This is a genomic window from Staphylococcus sp. SA22 (genome assembly GCF_054165785.1).
Window position 1 is genome coordinate 159,455 of the sequence record NZ_JBSZQY010000001.1, and the last position, 21,119, is coordinate 180,573.

Here is a 21,119-nt window from a genome sequence, read left to right on the forward strand (position 1 = left end):
GTGAATTATCGTGATAAAATTCAAAAGTTTAGTATTCGTAAATATACAGTTGGTACATTTTCAACTGTCATTGCGACATTGGTATTTTTAGGATTCAATACATCACAAGCACATGCTGCTGAAACAAATCAACCAGCAAGTGTGGTTAAACAGAAACAACAAAGTAATAATGAACAGACTGAGAATCGAGAATCTCAAGTACAAAATTCTCAAAATTCACAAAATGGTCAATCATTATCTGCTACTCATGAAAATGAGCAACCAAAAATTAGTCAAGCTAATTTAGTAGATCAAAAAGTAGCGCAATCATCTACTACTAATGATGAACAACCAGCATCTCAAAATGTAAATACAAAGAAAGATTCGGCAACGGCTGCGACAACACAACCAGATAAAGAAGAAAATAAGCATAAACAAAACGAAAGTCAATCTGCTAATAAAAATGGAAACGACAATAGAGCGGCTCATGTAGAAAATCATGAAGCAAATGTAGTAACAGCTTCAGATTTATCTGATAATGGTAACGTACAACATGACCGAAATGAATTACAAGCATTTTTTGATGCAAATTATCATGATTATCGCTTTATTGACCGTGAAAATGCAGATTCTGGCACATTTAACTATGTAAAAGGCATTTTTGACAAGATTAATACGTTATTAGGCAGTAATGATCCAATAAACAATAAAGACTTGCAACTTGCATACAAAGAATTGGAACAAGCTGTTGCTTTAATTCGTACAATGCCTCAACGTCAACAAACTAGCCGTCGATCAAACAGAATTCAAACGCGTTCGGTTGAGTCAAGAGCTGCAGAGCCTAGATCAGTATCAGACTATCAAAATGCAAATTCATCATATTATGTTGAAAATGCTAATGATGGTTCAGGATATCCTGTAGGTACATATATCAATGCTTCTAGTAAAGGGGCGCCATATAATTTACCAACTACACCATGGAATACATTGAAGGCCTCTGACTCAAAGGAAATTGCTCTTATGACAGCGAAACAAACTGGAGATGGCTACCAATGGGTTATTAAGTTTAATAAAGGACATGCTCCACATCAAAATATGATTTTCTGGTTTGCATTACCAGCAGACCAAGTGCCAGTAGGAAGAACTGACTTTGTAACAGTTAATTCAGATGGAACAAATGTACAATGGAGTCATGGAGCAGGAGCAGGTGCAAATAAACCACTTCAACAAATGTGGGAATATGGAGTAAATGACCCTCATCGTTCACATGACTTTAAAATAAGAAATAGAAGTGGCCAAGTAATATATGAGTGGCCAACTGTCCATATTTATTCTTTAGAAGATTTATCTAGAGCGAGTGATTATTTTAGTGAAGCTGGAGCAACAGCTGCTACTAAAGCATTTGGTAGACAAAATTTTGAATATATTAATGGTCAAAAACCTGCTGAATCACCGGGTGTTCCTAAAGTTTATACTTTCTTCGGTCAAGGTGATGCAAGTTATACAATTTCATTTAAAACACAAGGGCCAACTGTTAATAAATTGTACTATGCAGCAGGTGGGCGTGCTTTAGAGTACAATCAATTATTTATGTACAGTCAACTATACGTCGAATCAACTCAAGACCATCAACAACGTCTTAATGGTTTAAGACAAGTGGTTAATCGTACATATCGCATAGGTACAACTAAACGTGTAGAAGTGAGTCAAGGAAATGTACAAACGAAAAAGGTATTAGAAAGTACAAACCTAAATATAGATGATTTTGTTGATGATCCATTAAGTTATGTTAAGACGCCGAGTAATAAAGTGTTAGGATTTTATTCGACTAATGCAAACACTAATGCTTTTAGACCGGGTGGAGCCCAAGAATTAAATGAATATCAATTAAGTCAATTATTTACTGATCAAAAATTACAAGAAGCAGCAAGAACTAGAAACCCAATAAGATTAATGATTGGTTTCGACTATCCTGATGGTTATGGTAACAGTGAAACTTTAGTTCCTGTTAACTTAACAGTATTACCTGAAATCCAACATAATATTAAATTCTATAAAAATGACGATACTCAAAATATTGCTGAAAAACCATTTTCAAAACAAGCTGGGCATCCAGTTTTCTATGTATATGCAGGTAACCAAGGGAATGCTTCCGTGAATTTAGGTGGTAGCGTAACATCTATTCAACCATTACGTATTAATTTAACAAGTAATGAGAATTTTACAGATAAAGATTGGCAAATTACAGGTATTCCGCGTACATTACACATTGAAAATTCGACAAATAGACCTAATAATGCCAGAGAACGCAATATTGAACTAGTTGGTAACTTATTACCAGGGGATTACTTTGGCACGATACGTTTTGGACGTAAAGAACAATTATTTGAAATTCGTGTTAAACCACATACACCAACCATAACTACGACAGCTGAGCAATTAAGAGGTACAGAATTACAAAAAGTTCCTGTTAATATTTCAGGAATACCGTTGGATCCATCAGCATTGGTTTATTTAGTTGCACCAACTGCTCAAACTACGAATGGTGGTACTGAGGCGGATCAAATACCTTCGGGTTATACGATACTTGCGACTGGTACACCTGATGGGGTGCACAACACAATTACTATACGACCGCAAGATTATGTTGTATTCATACCACCTGTAGGTAAACAAATTAGAGCAGTAGTTTATTATAATAAAGTAGTTGCATCTAATATGAGTAATGCTGTTACTATTTTGCCAGATGACATTCCACCAACAATCAATAATCCTGTTGGAATAAATGCCAAATACTATCGAGGCGACGAAGTCAACTTTACAATGGGTGTCTCTGATAGACATTCTGGAATAAAAAGTACAACTATTACGACATTGCCAAGTGGTTGGACATCAAATTTAACTAAATCCGACAACAAAAACGGCTCATTAGCTATTACAGGTAGAGTCTCTATGAATCAGGCATTTAACAGTGATATTACATTTAAAGTGTCAGCGACAGATAATGTCAATAATACGACAAATGATAGTCAATCTAAACATGTGTCAATTCATGTAGGTAAAATTAGTGAAGATGCTCATCCGATTGTATTAGGAAATACTGAGAAAGTTGTAGTAGTCAATCCGACTGCTGTATCTAATGATGAAAAGCAAAGCATAATTACTGCCTTTATGAATAAAAACCAAAATATAAGAGGATATTTAGCTTCATCTAATCCAGTAACTGTCGATAATAATGGTAATGTCACATTACATTACCGTGATGGTTCATCAACGACGCTTGATGCTACAAATGTGATGACATACGAACCAGTTGTGAAACCTGAATACCAAACTGCCAATGCTGCTAAAACAGCAACGGTAACGATTGCTAAAGGACAATCATTTAATATTGGTGATATTAAACAATATTTTACTTTAAGTAATGGACAAGCTATTCCAAGTGGAACATTTACAAATATTACATCTGATAGAGCTATTCCAACTGCACAAGAAGTTAGTCAAATGAATGCAGGTACGCAGTTATATCATATAGTTGCTTCAAATGCATATCATAAAGACACAGAAGATTTCTATATTAGTTTAAAAATCGTTGATGTGAAACAACCTGAAGGCGATCAACGTGTATATCGTACGTCAACATATGATTTAACTACTGATGAAATCTCAAAAGTAAAACAAGCTTTTATTAATGCAAATAGAGATGTAATTACTCTTGCCGAAGGTGATATTTCAGTTACAAATACACCTAATGGTGCTAATGTAAGTACTATTACAGTAAATATTAATAAAGGTCGATTAACGAAATCATTCGCGTCTAACCTAGCTAATATGAATTTCTTGCGTTGGGTTAATTTCCCACAAGATTATACAGTGACATGGACGAATGCAAAAATTGCAAACAGACCAACAGATGGTGGTTTATCATGGTCCGATGACCATAAATCTTTAATTTATCGTTATGATGCTACATTAGGCACACAAATTACAACTAATGATATTTTAACGATGCTAAAAGCGACTACTACAGTGCCTGGATTGCGTAATAATATTACTGGTAATGAAAAAGCACAAGCAGAAGCAGGTGGAAGACCAAACTATAGAACAACTGGTTATTCACAAGCAAATGCATCTTCTGATGGCCAAAGACAATATACGTTGAATGGTCAAGTGATTCAAATATTAGACATCATCAACCCTTCAAACGGTTATGGTGGGCAAACTGTTACAAATTCAAATACTCGTGCAAACCATAGTAACTCAACTGTTGTTAACGTAAATGAACCGGCAGCTAATGGTGCTGGCGCATTTACAATAGACCACGTTGTAAAAAGTAATTCTACACATAATGCAAGTGATGCAGTTTATAAAGCGCAGTTATACTTAACGCCATATGGGCCAAAACAATATGTTGAACATTTAAATCAAAATACAGGAAATACTACTGACGCTATTAACATTTATTTTGTACCAAGTGATTTAGTGAATCCTACAATTTCAGTAGGTAATTATACTAATCATCAAGTGTTCTCAGGTGAAACATTTACAAATACTATTACAGCGAATGATAACTTTGGTGTGCAATCGGTAACTGTACCAACGACATCACAAATTACAGGCACTGTTGATAATAACCATCAACATGTTTCAGCAACAGCACCAAATGTGACATCAGCAACTACTAAGACAATCAATTTATTAGCAACTGATACAAGTGGTAATACAGCTACAACTACATTCAATGTAACAGTGAAACCTTTGCGTGATAAATATCGAGTTGGTACTTCATCAACGGCTGCTAATCCTGTGAGAATTGCCAATATTTCGAATAATGCGACAGTATCACAAGCTGATCAAACGGCAATTATTAATTCATTAACGTTTACTGAAACAGTACCAAATAGAAACTATGCAACAGCAAGCGCAAATGAAATCACTAGTAAAACAGTTAGTAATGTCAGTCGTACTGGAAATAATGCCAATGTCACAGTAACTGTTACTTATCAAGACGGAACAACATCAACAGTGACTGTACCTGTAAAGCATGTCATTCCAGAAATCGTTGCACATTCGCATTACACTGTACAAGGCCAAGACTTCCCAGCAGGTAATGGTTCTAGTGCATCAGATTACTTTAAGTTATCTAATGGTAGTGCCATTCCAGATGCAACTATTACATGGGTAAGTGGACAAGCGCCAAATAAAGATAATACGCGTATTGGTCAAGATATTAATGTAACAGCAAATATCTTAATTGATGGCGAAACAACGCCGATTACGAAAACAGCAACATATAAAGTAGTAAGTTCAGTACCGAAGCATGTCTTTGAGACGAATAGAGGCGCTGTGTTCCCAGGTGTATCTGATGTGTATGATGCGAAACAATATGTTAAACCAGTTAATGATTCTTGGACACAAAATGCGCAACGTATGAATTTCCAATTTACAAATTCATATGGACCAAGTAAAGATGTGGTTGGTATTTCAACAAGGGATATTCGAGTTACTTATGATAATCACCAAACGCAAATTATCAAGATTTTAGCAAAAGTTAAACCAGATCCACCGCGAATTGATGGCAATTCTGTGACTTATAAAGCAGGTCTTACTAACCAACAAATTAAAATTAATAATGTGTTAAGTAGTTCATCTATTAAATTATTTAAAGCAGATAATACGCCATTAACGATTACAAACACGACTTATGGTAGTGGTAATACTGCTGTTGTAACGGTAAGTGATGCGTTACCAAATGGTGTGATTAAGGCAAGGTCTTCTATCACAATGAATAATGTGACGTACACTACTCAAGATGAACATGGTCGAGCGATAGATGTAACAATAAATGAATCTGTTGATTCAAATGACAGTGCAACAGTAACAGTGACACCACAATTACAAGCAACTACTGAAGGCGCTGTATTTATTAAAGGTGGCGACGGTTTTGATTTCGGACACGTAGAAAGATTTATTCAAAACCCACCACATGGAGCAACGGTTGCATGGCATGATAGTCCAGATACATGGAAGAATACAGTCGGCAACACTCATAAAACTGCGGTTGTAACATTACCTAGTGGTCAAGGTACGCGTAATGTTGAAGTTCCAGTCAAAGTTTATCCAGTTGCTAATGCTAAGGCGCCATCACGTGATGTGAAAGGTCAAAATTTGACTAATGGAACAGATGCGATGAACTACATTACATTTGATCCAAATACAAACACAAATGGTATCACTGCAGCATGGGCAAATAGACAACAACCAAATAACCAACAAGCAGGCGTGCAACATTTAAATGTCGATGTAACTTATCCAGGCATTTCAGCTGCAAAACGTGTACCTGTTACTGTGAATGTATATCAATTTGAATTCCCACAAACTACTTATACAACAACAGTTGGTGGCACTTTAGCAAGTGGTACGCAAGCATCAGGTTATGCACAAATGCAAAATGCTACAGGTTTACCAACAGATGGATTTACGTATAAATGGAATAATGCAGCAACAGGTACAAACGATGCAAACTGGGCAGCTATGAATAAACCCAATATGGCTAAAGTCGTTAATGCAAAATATGATGTCATCTATAATGGACATACATTTGCAACATCACTACCAGCGAAGTTTGTAGTAAAAGATGTGCAACCAGCGAAACCAACTGTGACTGAAACAGCGGCAGGAGCGATTACAATTGCACCTGGAGCAAACCAAACAGTGAATACACATGCCGGTAACGTAACGACGTATGCTGATAAATTAGTTATTAAACGTAATGGTAACGTTGTGACGACATTTACACGTCGCAATAATACGAGCCCATGGGTGAAAGAAGCATCTGCAGCAACTGTAGCAGGTATTGCTGGAACTAATAATGGTATTACTGTTGCAGCAGGTACTTTCAATCCTGCTGATACAATTCAAGTTGTTGCAACACAAGGTAGTGGTGAAACAATCAGTGACGAACAACGTAGTGATGATTTCACAGTTGTCGTACCACAACCGAACCAAGCGACTACTAAGATTTGGCAAAATGGTCATATTGATATCACGCCTAATAATCCAACAGGGCATTTAATTAATCCAACTCAAGCAATGGATATTGCTTACACTGAAAAAGTGGGTAATGGTGCAGAACATAGTAAGACAATTAATGTTGTTCGTGGTCAAAATAATCAATGGACAATTGCGAATAAGCCTGACTATGTAACGTTAGATGCACAAACTGGTAAAGTGACATTCAATGCCAATACTGTCAAGCCGAATTCAGCAATTACCATTACACCGAAAGCAGGTACAGGTCACTCAGCAAGTAGTAATTCAAGTACATTAACTGCACCGGCAACTCATACTGTCAACACAACTGAAATTGTAAAAGATTATGGTTCTAATGTAACAGCAGCTGAAATTAACAATGCAGTTCAAGTTGCTAATAAACGTACTGCAACAATTAAAAATGGCACAGCAATGCCTACTAATTTAGCTGGTGGTAGCACAACGACGATTCCTGTGACAGTAACTTACAATGATGGCAGTAGTGAAGAAGTACAAGAGTCCATTTTCACAAAAGCGGATAAACGTGAGTTAATCACAGCTAAAAATCATTTAGATGATCCAGTCAGTACAGATGGTAAAAAGCCAGGTACAATTACGCAGTACAATAATGCAATTCATAATGCGCAACAACAAATCAATACTGCGAAAACAGAAGCGCAACAAGTTATTAATAATGATCGTGCAACACCACAACAAGTGAACGCAGCATTATCTAAAGTTCAAGCTGCACAAACTAAGATAAATGAAGCTAAAGCATTACTTCAAAATAAAGAAGATAATAGCCAATTAGTAACATCTAAAAATAACTTACAAAGTTCTGTGAACCAAGTACCATCAACTGCTGGTATGACGCAACAAAGTATTGATAACTATAATGCGAAGAAGCGTGAAGCAGAAACTGAAATAACTGCAGCACAACGTGTTATAGACAATGGAGATGCAACTGCACAACAAATTTCAGATGAAAAACATCGTGTCGATAACGCATTAACAGCATTAAACCAAGCGAAACATGATTTAACTGCAGATACACATGCCTTAGAGCAAGCAGTACAACAATTGAATCGTACAGGTACAACGACTGGTAAGAAACCAGCAAGTATTACTGCGTACAATAATTCGATTCGTGCACTTCAAAGTGACTTAACAAGTGCTAAAAATAGTGCCAACGCTATTATTCAAAAGCCAATAAGAACAGTGCAAGAGGTACAATCTGCATTAACAAATGTAAATCGTGTAAATGAGCGATTAACGCAAGCTATTAATCAATTAGTACCTTTAGCTGATAATAGTGCTTTAAGAACAGCTAAGACGAAACTTGATGAAGAAATCAATAAATCAGTAACTACTGATGGTATGACACAATCATCAATCCAAGCATATGAAAATGCTAAACGTGTGGGTCAAACAGAATCAACAAATGCACAAAATGTTATTAACAATGGTGATGCGACAGATCAACAAATTGCCGCAGAAAAAGCTAAAGTAGAAGAAAAATATAATAGCTTAAAACAAGCAATTGCTGGATTAACACCAGACTTGGCACCATTACAAGCTGCGAAAACTCAGTTGCAAAATGATATTGATCAGCCAACGAGTACGACTGGTATGACAAGCGCATCTGTTGCTACATTTAATGAAAAACTTTCAGCAGCTAGAACTAAAATTCAAGAAATTGATCGCGTACTGGCATCTCATCCAGATGTTGCAACGATTCGTCAAAACGTGACAGCAGCGAATGCTGCTAAAACAGCACTTGATCAAGCACGCAATGGCTTAACAGTTGATAAAGCGCCTTTAGAAAATGCGAAAAATCAACTACAACATAGTATTGACACGCAAACAAGTACAACTGGTATGACACAAGACTCGGTAAATGCTTATAATGCGAAGTTAACGGCTGCACGTAATAAGATTCAACAAATCAATCAAGTATTAGCAGGTTCACCTACAGTAGATCAAATTAATACAAATACGTCTGCAGCAAACCAAGCTAAATCTGATTTGGATCATGCACGTCAAGCGTTAACACCAGATAAAACGCCGCTTCAAACTGCGAAAACGCAATTAGAACAAAGTATTAACCAACCTACAGATACAACAGGTATGACGACCGCTTCGTTAAATGCGTACAACCAAAAATTACAAGCAGCGCGTCAAAAGTTAGCTGAAATTAATCAAGTGTTAAATGGCAATCCAACGGTCCAAAATATCAATGATAAAGTGACTGAAGCAAACCAAGCTAAGGATCAATTAAATACAGCACGTCAAGGTTTAACATTAGATAGACAACCAGCGTTAAATACATTACATGGTGCATCTAACTTAAACCAAGCACAACAAAATAATTTCACGCAACAAATTAATGCTGCTCAAAATCATGCAGCACTTGAAACGATCAAGTCTAACATTACAGCTTTAAATAATGCGATGACGAAATTAAAAGAGAGTGTTGCGGATAATAATACGATTAAATCAGGTCAAAATTACACTGACGCAACACCAGCTAATAAACCAGCGTATGACAATGCAGTCAATGCAGCTAAAGGTGTTATTGGAGAAACGACTAATCCAACAATGGATGTTAATACAGTGAACCAAAAAGCAGCATCTGTGAAATCAACTAAAGATGCTTTAGATGGTCAACAAAACTTACAGCGTGCGAAAACAGAAGCAACAAATGCGATTACGCATGCAAGTGATTTAAACCAAGCGCAAAAGAATGCATTAACACAACAAGTGAATAGTGCGCAAAATGTTCAAGCAGTAAATGATATTAAACAAACAACTCAAAGCTTAAATACTGCAATGACAGGTTTAAAACGTGGCGTTGCTAATCATAACCAAGTCGTACAAAGCGATAATTATGTCAACGCAGATACTAATAAGAAAAATGATTACAACAATGCATACAACCATGCGAATGACATTATTAACGGTAATGCACAACATCCAGTTATAACACCAAGTGATGTTAACAATGCTTTATCAAATGTCACAAGTAAAGAACAAGCATTGAATGGTAATACAAAATTAAATGCTGCGAAGCAAGAAGCGAACACTGCATTAGGTCATTTAAATAACTTGAATAATGCACAACGTCAAAACTTACAATCGCAAATTAATGGTGCGCATCAAATCGAGACAGTTAATACGATTAAGCAAAATGCAACAAACTTAAATAGTGCAATGGGTAATTTAAGACATGCTGTTGCAGATAAAGAGCAAGTGAAACGTACAGAAGATTATGTGGATGCAGATACAGCTAAACAAAATGCATATAACAGTGCAGTTTCAAGTGCTGAAACAATCATTAATCAATCAACAAATCCAACGATGTCTGTTGATGATGTTAATCGTGCAACTTCAGCTGTTACTAATAATAAAAATGCATTAAATGGTGATGAAAAATTAGCACAAGCTAAAACAGATGTTGCAAGAGCAATTGATGCATTATCACATTTAAATAATGCACAAAAAGCAGATGTTAAATCTAAAATTAATGCTGCATCAAATATTGCTGGCGTAAATACAGTTAAACAACAAGGTACAGATTTAAATACTGCGATGGGTAACTTGCAAGGTGCGATCAACGATGAACAAACGACGCTTAATAGTCAAAATTATCAAGATGCGACACCAAGTAAGAAAACAGCATACACAAATGCGGTACAAGCTGCGAAAGATATTTTAAATAAATCAAATGGTCAAAATAAAACGAAAGATCAAGTTGCAGAAGCGATGAATCAAGTGAATTCGGCTAAAACTAACTTAGATGGTACGCGTTTATTAGATCAAGCGAAGCAAACAGCGAAACAGCAGTTAAATAATATGACGCATTTAACAACTGCTCAAAAAACGAATTTAACAAATCAAATTAATAGTGGTACTACTGTCGCTGGTGTTCATACGGTTCAATCAAATGCGAATACATTAGATCAAGCGATGAATACGTTAAGACAAAGTATTGCCAACAAAGATGCGACTAAAGCAAGTGAAGATTACGTAGATGCTAATAATGATAAGCAAACAGCATATAACAACGCAGTAGTTGCTGCTGAAACGATTATTAATGCGAATAGTAATCCAGAAATGAATCCAAGTACGATTACACAAAAAGCAGAGCAAGTGAATAGTTCTAAAACGGCACTTAACGGTGATGAAAACTTAGCTACGGCAAAACAAAATGCGAAAACGTACTTAAACTCATTGACGAGTATTACAGATGCTCAAAAGAACAATTTGATTAGTCAAATTAGTAGTGCGACAAGAGTTAGTGGTGTTGATACTGTAAAACAAAATGCACAACATCTAGATCAAGCTATGGCTAACTTACAAAATGGTATTAACAACGAATCTCAAGTGAAATCATCTGAGAAATATCGTGATGCTGATACAAATAAACAACAAGAGTATGATAATGCTATTACTGCAGCGAAAGCGATTTTAAATAAACAACATGGCCCAAACACTGCGCAAAATGCAGTTGAAGCAGCATTGCAACGTGTGAATACTGCGAAAGATGCATTGAATGGTGATGCAAAATTAATTGCAGCTCAAAACGCAGCGAAACAACATTTAGTTACTTTAACGCATATCACTACAGCACAACGTAATGATTTAACAAATCAAATTTCACAAGCTACAAACTTAGCTGGTGTTGAAACTGTTAAGCAAAGTGCGAATAGTTTAGATGGTGCAATGGGTAACTTACAAACGGCTATCAACGATAAAGCCGGAACATTAGCGAGCCAAAACTTCCTAGATGCTGATGAGCAAAAACGTAATGCTTACAATCAAGCTGTATCAGCTGCCGAAACAATTTTAAATAAACAAACTGGACCGAATACAGCGAAAACTGCAGTTGAACAAGCACTTAATAATGTTAATAGTGCGAAACATGCATTAAATGGTACGCAAAACTTAAATAATGCGAAACAAGCAGCGATTACAGCAATCAATGGCGCATCTGATTTAAATCAAAAACAAAAAGATGCATTAAAAGCACAAGCTAATGGTGCTCAACGCGTATCTAATGCACAAGATGTACAACGTAATGCGACTGAACTGAACACAGCAATGGGCACATTAAAACATGCCATCGTAGATAAGACGAATACGTTAGCAAGCAGTAAATATGTTAACGCCGATAGCACTAAACAAAATGCTTACACAACTAAAGTTACCAATGCTGAACATATTATTAGCGGTACGCCAACGGTTGTTACGACACCTTCAGAAGTAACAGCTGCAGCTAATCAAGTAAACAGCGCGAAACAAGAATTAAATGGTGACGAAAGATTACGTGTAGCAAAACAAAACGCCAATACTGCTATTGATGCATTAACGCAATTAAATACACCTCAAAAAGCTAAATTAAAAGAACAAGTGGGACAAGCCAATAGATTAGAAGACGTACAATCTGTTCAAACAAATGGACAAGCATTGAACAATGCAATGAAAGGCTTAAGAGATAGTATTTCTAACGAAACAACAGTCAAAGCAAGTCAAAACTATACAGACGCAAGTCCGAATAACCAGTCAACATATAATAGCGCTGTGTCAAATGCGAAAGGTATTATTAATCAAACTAATAATCCGACTATGGATGCAAGTACGATTACTCAAGCTACAACACAAGTGAATAATGCTAAAAATGGTTTAAACGGTGCCGAAAACTTAAGAAATGCACAAAACACTGCTAAGCAAAACTTAAATACGTTATCACACTTAACCAATAACCAAAAATCTGCAATCTCATCACAAATTGATCGTGCAGGTCATGTGAGTGAGGTAACAGCTGCTAAAAATGCAGCAACTGAGTTAAACACGCAAATGGGCATATCCATGATCAAAACACAGTTAAACAAGGTGTTAACTTCACTGATGCAGATAAAGCCAAACGTGATGCGTATACTAATGCGGTAAGCAGAGCAGAAACAATTCTGAACAAAACGCAAGGTGCAAATACGTCTAAACAAGATGTTGAAGCAGCTATTCAAAATGTTACAAGTGCTAAAAATGCATTGAATGGTGATCAAAACGTTACAAATGCGAAGAATACAGCTAAACATGCATTAAATAACTTAACGTCAATTAATAATGCTCAAAAACGTGACTTAACAACTAAAATTGATCAAGCAACAACAGTAGCTGGTGTTGAAGCGGTATCTAATACAGGTACACAATTGAATACAGCGATGGCTAACTTGCAAAATGGTATTAATGATAAAGCGAATACTTTAGCGAGCGAAAACTATCATGATGCTGATTCAGATAAGAAAACTGCTTATACTCAAGCCGTTACGAACGCAGAAAATATTTTAAATAAAAATAGTGGATCAAATTTAGATAAAGCTGCCGTTGAAAACGCGTTGTCACAAGTGACAAATGCGAAAGGTACCCTAAATGGTAACCATAATTTAGAGCAAGCTAAATCAAATGCAAACACTACTATAAACGGACTTCAACATTTAACAACTGCACAAAAAGATAAATTGAAACAACAAGTGCAACAAGCACAAAATGTTGCAGGTGTAAATACTGTTAAATCAAGTGCCAACACATTAAATGGTGCTATGGGTACGTTAAGAAATAGCATTCAAGATAATACAGCTACGAAAAATGGCCAAAACTATCTTGATGCTACAGAACGTAACAAAACAAACTATAACAATGCTGTTGATAGTGCTAATGGTGTCATTAATGCAACAAGCAATCCAAATATGGATGCTAATGCAATTAACCAAATCGCTACACAAGTGACATCAACGAAAAATGCATTAGATGGTACACATAATTTAACGCAAGCGAAACAAACAGCAACAAATGCCATCGATGGTGCTACTAACTTAAATAAAGCGCAAAAAGATGCGTTAAAAGCATAAGTTACAAGTGCGCAACGTGTTGCAAATGTAACAAGTATCCAACAAACTGCAAATGAACTTAATACAGCTATGGGTCAATTACAACATGGTATTGATGATGAAAATGCAACAAAACAAACTCAAAAATATCGTGATGCAGAGCAAAGTAAGAAAACTGCTTATGATCAAGCTGTAGCTGCTGCGAAAGCAATTTTAAATAAACAAACTGGTTCAAATTCAGATAAAGCAGCAGTTGACCGTGCATTACAACAAGTAACAAGTACGAAAGATGCATTGAATGGTGATGCGAAACTAGCAGAAGCGAAAGCGGCAGCTAAACAAAACTTAGGTACTTTAAACCATATTACAAATGCACAACGTACTGCGTTAGAAGGTCAAATCAATCAAGCGGCGACTGTTGATGGCGTTAATACTGTAAAAACAAATGCCAATACATTAGACGGCGCAATGAATAGTTTGCAAGGTTCAATCAATGATAAAGATGCGACATTAAGAAATCAAAATTATCTTGATGCAGATGAATCAAAACGTAACGCATATACTCAAGCTGTCACAGCAGCTGAAGGCATTTTAAATAAACAAACTGGTGGTAACACATCTAAAGCAGACGTTGATAATGCATTAAATGCAGTTACAAGAGCGAAAGCGGCTTTAAATGGTGCTGAAAACTTAAGAAATACGAAAACTTCAGCAACAAATACAATTAATGGGTTACCAAACTTAACACAATTACAAAAAGACAACTTGAAGCATCAAGTTGAACAAGCGCAAAATGTAGCTGGTGTAAATGGTGTTAAAGATAAAGGTAATACGTTAAATACTGCCATGGGTGCATTACGTACAAGTATCCAAAATGATAATACGACGAAAACAAGTCAAAATTATCTTGATGCATCTGATAGCAACAAAAATAATTACAATACTGCTGTAAATAATGCAAATGGTGTTATTAATGCAACAAGCAATCCAAATATGGATGCTAATGCGATTAATGGCATGGCAAATCAAGTCAATACAACAAAAGCAGCGTTAAATGGTGCACAAAACTTAGCTCAAGCTAAAACAAATGCAACGAACACAATTAACAACGCACATGACTTAAACCAAAAACAAAAAGATGCATTAAAAACACAAGTTAACAATGCACAACGTGTATCTGATGCAAATAACGTTCAACATACAGCTACTGAATTGAACGGCGCGATGACAGCACTTAAAGCAGCTATTGCTGATAAAGAAAGAACAAAAGCAAGCAGTAATTATGTCAATGCTGATCAAGAAAAACGTCAAGCGTATGATTCAAAAGTGACGAACGCTGAAAATATCATTAATGGTACACCGAATGCGACATTAACAGTCAATGACGTAAATAGTGCGACTTCACAAGTCAATGCGGCTAAAACAGCATTAAATGGTGATAACAACTTACGTGTTGCAAAAGAAAATGCTAATAATACAATTGATGGATTAGCACAATTAAATAATGCACAAAAAGCAAAATTAAAAGAACAAGTTCAAAGTGCAACTACATTAGATGGTGTTCAAACTGTTAAAAATAGTTCTCAAACGTTGAATACAGTGATGAAAGGCTTAAGAGATAGTATTGCGAATGAAGCAACAATTAAAGCAGGTCAAAACTACACTGACGCAAGTCCAACTAATCGTAACGAGTACGACAGTGCAGTTACTGCAGCAAAAGCAATCATTAATCAAACATCGAACCCAACGATGGAACCAAATACTATTACGCAAGCAACATCACAAGTGACAACTAAAGAACATGCATTAAATGGTGCGCAAAACTTAGCTCAAGCTAAGACAACTGCGAAAAACAACTTGAATAACTTAACATCAATTAACAATGCACAAAAAGATGCATTAACGCATAGCATAGATGTTGCAACAACAGTAGCTGGTGTAAATCAAGAAACTGCCAAAGCAACAGAATTAAATAACGCAATGCATAGTTTACAAAATGGTATCAATGATGAGACACAAACAAAACAAACTCAGAAATACCTAGATGCTGAGCCAAGTAAGAAATCAGCTTATGATCAAGCTGTAAATGCAGCGAAAGCAATTTTAACAAAAGCTAGTGGTCAAAATGTAGACAAAGCAGCAGTTGAACAAGCATTACAAAATGTGAACAGTACGAAGACGGCGTTGAACGGTGATGCGAAATTAAATGAAGCTAAAGCCGCTGCGAAACAAACGTTAGGTACATTAACACACATTAATAATGCACAACGTACAGCGTTAGATAATGAAATTACACAAGCAACAAATGTTGAAGGTGTTAATACAGTTAAAGCCAAAGCGCAACAATTAGATGGTGCTATGGGTCAATTAGAAACATCAATTCGTGATAAAGACACGACGTTACAAAGTCAAAATTATCAAGATGCTGATGATGCTAAACGAACTGCTTATTCTCAAGCAGTAAATGCAGCAGCAACTATTTTAAATAAAACAGCTGGCGGTAATACACCTAAAGCAGATGTTGAAAGAGCAATGCAAGCTGTTATACAAGCAAATACTGCACTAAACGGTATTCAAAACTTAGAACGTGCGAAACAGGCTGCGAACACAGCTATTACAAATGCTTCGGACTTAAATACAAAACAAAAAGAAGCATTAAAAGCACAAGTAACAAGTGCAGGACGCGTATCTGCAGCAAATGGTGTTGAACATACTGCGACTGAATTAAATACTGCGATGACAGCTTTAAAACGTGCCATTGCTGATAAAGCTGACACAAAAGCTAGTGGTAACTATGTCAATGCTGATGCGAATAAACGCCAAGCATATGATGAAAAAGTGACAGCTGCAGAAAATATCGTTAGTGGTACACCAACACCAACGTTAACACCATCTGATGTTACAAATGCAGAAACGCAAGTAACGAATGCTAAGACGCAGTTAAACGGTAATCATAATTTAGAAGTAGCGAAACAAAATGCTAACACAGCAATTGATGGTTTGACTTCTTTAAATGGTCCGCAAAAAGCAAAACTTAAAGAACAAGTGGGTCAAGCGACGACGTTGCCAAATGTTCAAACTGTTCGTGATAATGCACAAACATTAAACACTGCAATGAAAGGTCTACGAGATAGCATTGCGAATGAAGCAACGATTAAAGCAGGTCAAAACTACACAGATGCAAGTCAAAACAAACAAACTGACTACAACAGTGCAGTCACTGCAGCAAAAGCAATCATTGGTCAAACAACTAGTCCAACAATGAATGCGCAAGAAATCAATCAAGCGAAAGACCAAGTGACAGCTAAACAACAAGCGTTAAATGGTCAAGAAAACTTAAGAACTGCGCAAACAAATGCGAAGCAACATTTGAATGGCTTAAGTGACTTAACTGATGCTCAAAAAGATGCAGTAAAACGCCAAATCGAGGGTGCAACGCATGTTAATGAAGTAACACAAGCACAAAATAATGCGGATGCATTAAATACAGCTATGACGAACTTGAAAAATGGTATTCAAGATCAAAATACGATTAAGCAAGGTGTTAACTTCACTGATGCAGATGAAGCGAAACGTAATGCATATACAAATGCAGTGACGCAAGCTGAACAAATTTTAAATAAAGCACAAGGTCCAAATACTGCAAAAGACGGTGTCGAAACTGCATTACAAAATGTACAACGTGCTAAAAACGAATTGAACGGTAATCAAAATGTTGCGAATGCTAAGACAACTGCGAAAAATGCATTGAATAACCTAACATCAATCAACAACGCGCAAAAAGAAGCATTGAAATCACAAATTGAAGGTGCGACAACAGTTGCAGGTGTAAATCAAGTATCTACAACGGCATCTGAATTAAATACTGCAATGAGCAACTTACAAAATGGTATTAATGATGAAGCAGCTACAAAAGCAGCTCAGAAATATACTGATGCAGATAGAGATAAACAAACTGCATACAATGATGCTGTAACAGCAGCTAAAACGTTATTAGATAAAACAGCTGGCACAAATGACAATAAAGCAGCCGTTGAACAAGCATTACAACGTGTGAATACTGCTAAAACAGCATTAAATGGTGACGCGCGATTAAATGAAGCGAAGAACACAGCTAAACAACAATTAGCGACAATGTCACATTTAACTGATGCTCAAAAAGCAAACTTAACAGAACAAATTGAACGCGGTACGACTGTTGCTGGTGTTCAAGGTATTCAAACTAATGCCGGTACTTTAGATCAAGCAATGAATCAATTAAGACAAAGTATTGCTTCTAAAGATGCGACTAAATCAAGCGAAGATTATCAAGACGCGAATGCAGATTTACAAACTGCATACAACCGTGCAGTATCTGATGCTGAGGGTATTATTAGTGCAACGAATAACCCTGAAATGAATCCAGATACGATTAATCAAAAAGCGAGCCAAGTGAACAGTGCGAAGTCTGCATTGAACGGTGATGAAAAATTAGCAGCTGCAAAACAAACTGCGAAAACAGATATCGGTCGTTTAACAGACTTGAATAATGCCCAACGAACTGCGGCAAATGCTGAAGTGGATCAAGCACCAAATCTTGCAGCTGTAACAGCGGCTAAAAATAAAGCAACATCGTTAAACACAGTGATGGGTAATTTGAAACATGCACTTGCTGAAAAGGATAATACGAAACGTAGTGTTAATTACACAGATGCGGATCGACCAAAACAACAAGCGTATGATACTGCGGTTACACAAGCAGAAGCAATTACTAATGCTAATGGCAGCAACGCGAACGAAACACAAGTTCAAGCAGCACTTAACCAATTGAATCAAGCTAAAAATGACTTGAATGGTGATAATAAAGTTGCTCAAGCGAAAGAATCAGCGAAACGTGCATTAGCTTCATATAGTAACTTGAATAATGCGCAATCAACTGCAGCAACTAGTCAAATTGACAATGCAACGACAGTAGCAGGCGTAACGGCTGCACAAAATACTGCTAATGAGTTAAATACAGCAATGGGTCAACTTCAAAATGGTATTAATGACCAAAACACTGTTAAACAACAAGTGAACTTTACAGATGCTGACCAAGGTAAGAAAGATGCTTACACAAATGCTGTTACGAATGCTCAAGGTATTTTAGATAAAGCAAACGGTCAAAATATGACAAAAGCACAAGTTGAAGCTGCATTAAATCAAGTAACGACTGCTAAGAATGCTTTGAATGGTGACGCAAATGTAAGACAAGCAAAATCAGATGCGAAAGCAAACTTAGGTACATTAACACACTTAAATAATGCACAAAAACAAGATTTAACATCACAAATCGAAGGCGCAACAACAATCAACGGTGTAAATGGTGTTAAAACGAAAGCACAAGACTTAGATGGTGCAATGCAACGATTAGAGTCAGCAATCGCAAATAAAGATCAAACTAAAGCGAGCGAAAACTACATCGACGCAGATCCAACTAAGAAAACAGCATTTGATAATGCCATCACACAAGCTGAATCTTACTTAAATAAAGATCATGGTGCGAATAAAGATAAGCAAGCTGTTGAACAAGCAATTCAAAGTGTAACGTCTACTGAAAATGCTTTGAACGGTGACGCAAACTTACAACGCGCTAAAACTGAAGCTACACAAGCTATCGATAACTTGACACATTTGAATACACCACAAAAAACAGCATTAAAACAACAAGTGAACGCTGCGCAACGTGTATCAGGTGTAACTGATCTGAAAAATAGTGCTACATCACTTAATAATGCGATGGATCAATTAAAACAAGCAATTGCTGATCATGACACAATTGTAGCTGGTGGTAATTACACTAACGCAAGTCCTGATAAGCAAGGTGCTTACACTGATGCATATAATGCTGCGAAAAACATTGTAAATGGTTCACCTAATGTGATTACAAATGCAGCAGATGTTACAGCAGCAACACAACGTGTCAATAATGCTGAAACAGGTTTAAACGGTGATACAAACTTAGCAACTGCGAAGCAACAAGCTAAAGAAGCATTACGTCAAATGACGCATTTATCTGATGCACAAAAACAAAGTATTACTGGACAAATTGATAATGCGACTCTAGTAACTGGTGTACAAAGTGTGAAAGATAATGCAACAAATCTTGACAATGCAATGAATCAACTTCGAAATAGTATTGCGAATAAAGATGAAGTTAAAGCAAGTCAACCATATGTTGATGCAGATACGGATAAACAAAATGCATACAACACAGCTGTTACAAGTGCTGAAAATATCATTAATGCAACGAGTCAGCCGACACTTGATCCATCTGCAGTAACACAAGCAGCTAATCAAGTGAACACTAACAAAACAGCGCTTAATGGTGCACAAAACTTAGCAAATAAAAAGCAAGAAACAACTGCTAACATCAACCAATTAAGTCATTTAAATAATGCTCAAAAGCAAGATTTAAATACGCAAGTGACAAATGCACCAAATATTAGCACAGTAAATCAAGTGAAAACTAAAGCTGAACAATTAGATCAAGCAATGGAACGTTTAATCAACGGAATCCAAGACAAAGATCAAGTGAAACAAAGTGTTAACTTTACAGATGCAGATCCAGAAAAACAAACAGCATACAACAATGCGGTAACTGCTGCTGAAAATATTATTAATCAAGCAAATGGTACAAATGCGAACCAATCACAAGTTGAAGCAGCACTTTCAACTGTAACAACTACGAAACAAGCGTTGAATGGTGATAGAAAAGTAACAGATGCTAAAAACAATGCAAACCAAACATTATCTACGTTAGATAACTTAAACAATGCACAAAAAGGTGCTGTTACTGGAAACATCAATCAAGCGCACACTGTAGCTGAAGTAACGCAAGCCATTCAAACAGCTCAGGAACTAAATACAGCGATGGGTAACTTGAAAGATAGCTTGAATGATAAAGACACTACACTTGGCAGTCAAAACTTTGCAGATGCTGATCCAGAGAAGAAAAATGCGTACAATGAAGCGGTTCATAATGCTGAAAATATTTTAAATAAATCTACAGGTACAAACGTGACTAAAGATCAAGTTGAAGCAGCTATGAATCAAGTGAATACTACAAAAGCAGCGCTTAATGGTACTCAAAACCTTGAAAAAGCTAAACAACACGCAAATACAGCAATTGACGGTTTAAGCCATTTAACAAATGCACAAAAAGATGCATTAAAACAATTGGTACAACAATCGACTACTGTT

The 21,119-nt window shown here is 36.3% G+C and carries 1 pseudogene (cut by a window edge); it reads left to right on the top strand.

Annotation, left to right across the window (positions count from 1 at the left end):
• Nucleotides 1–21,119 (top strand): annotated as a pseudogene (gene ebh / locus ACXQH5_RS00840) (hyperosmolarity resistance protein Ebh) (it continues 10,512 nt past the right edge of the window).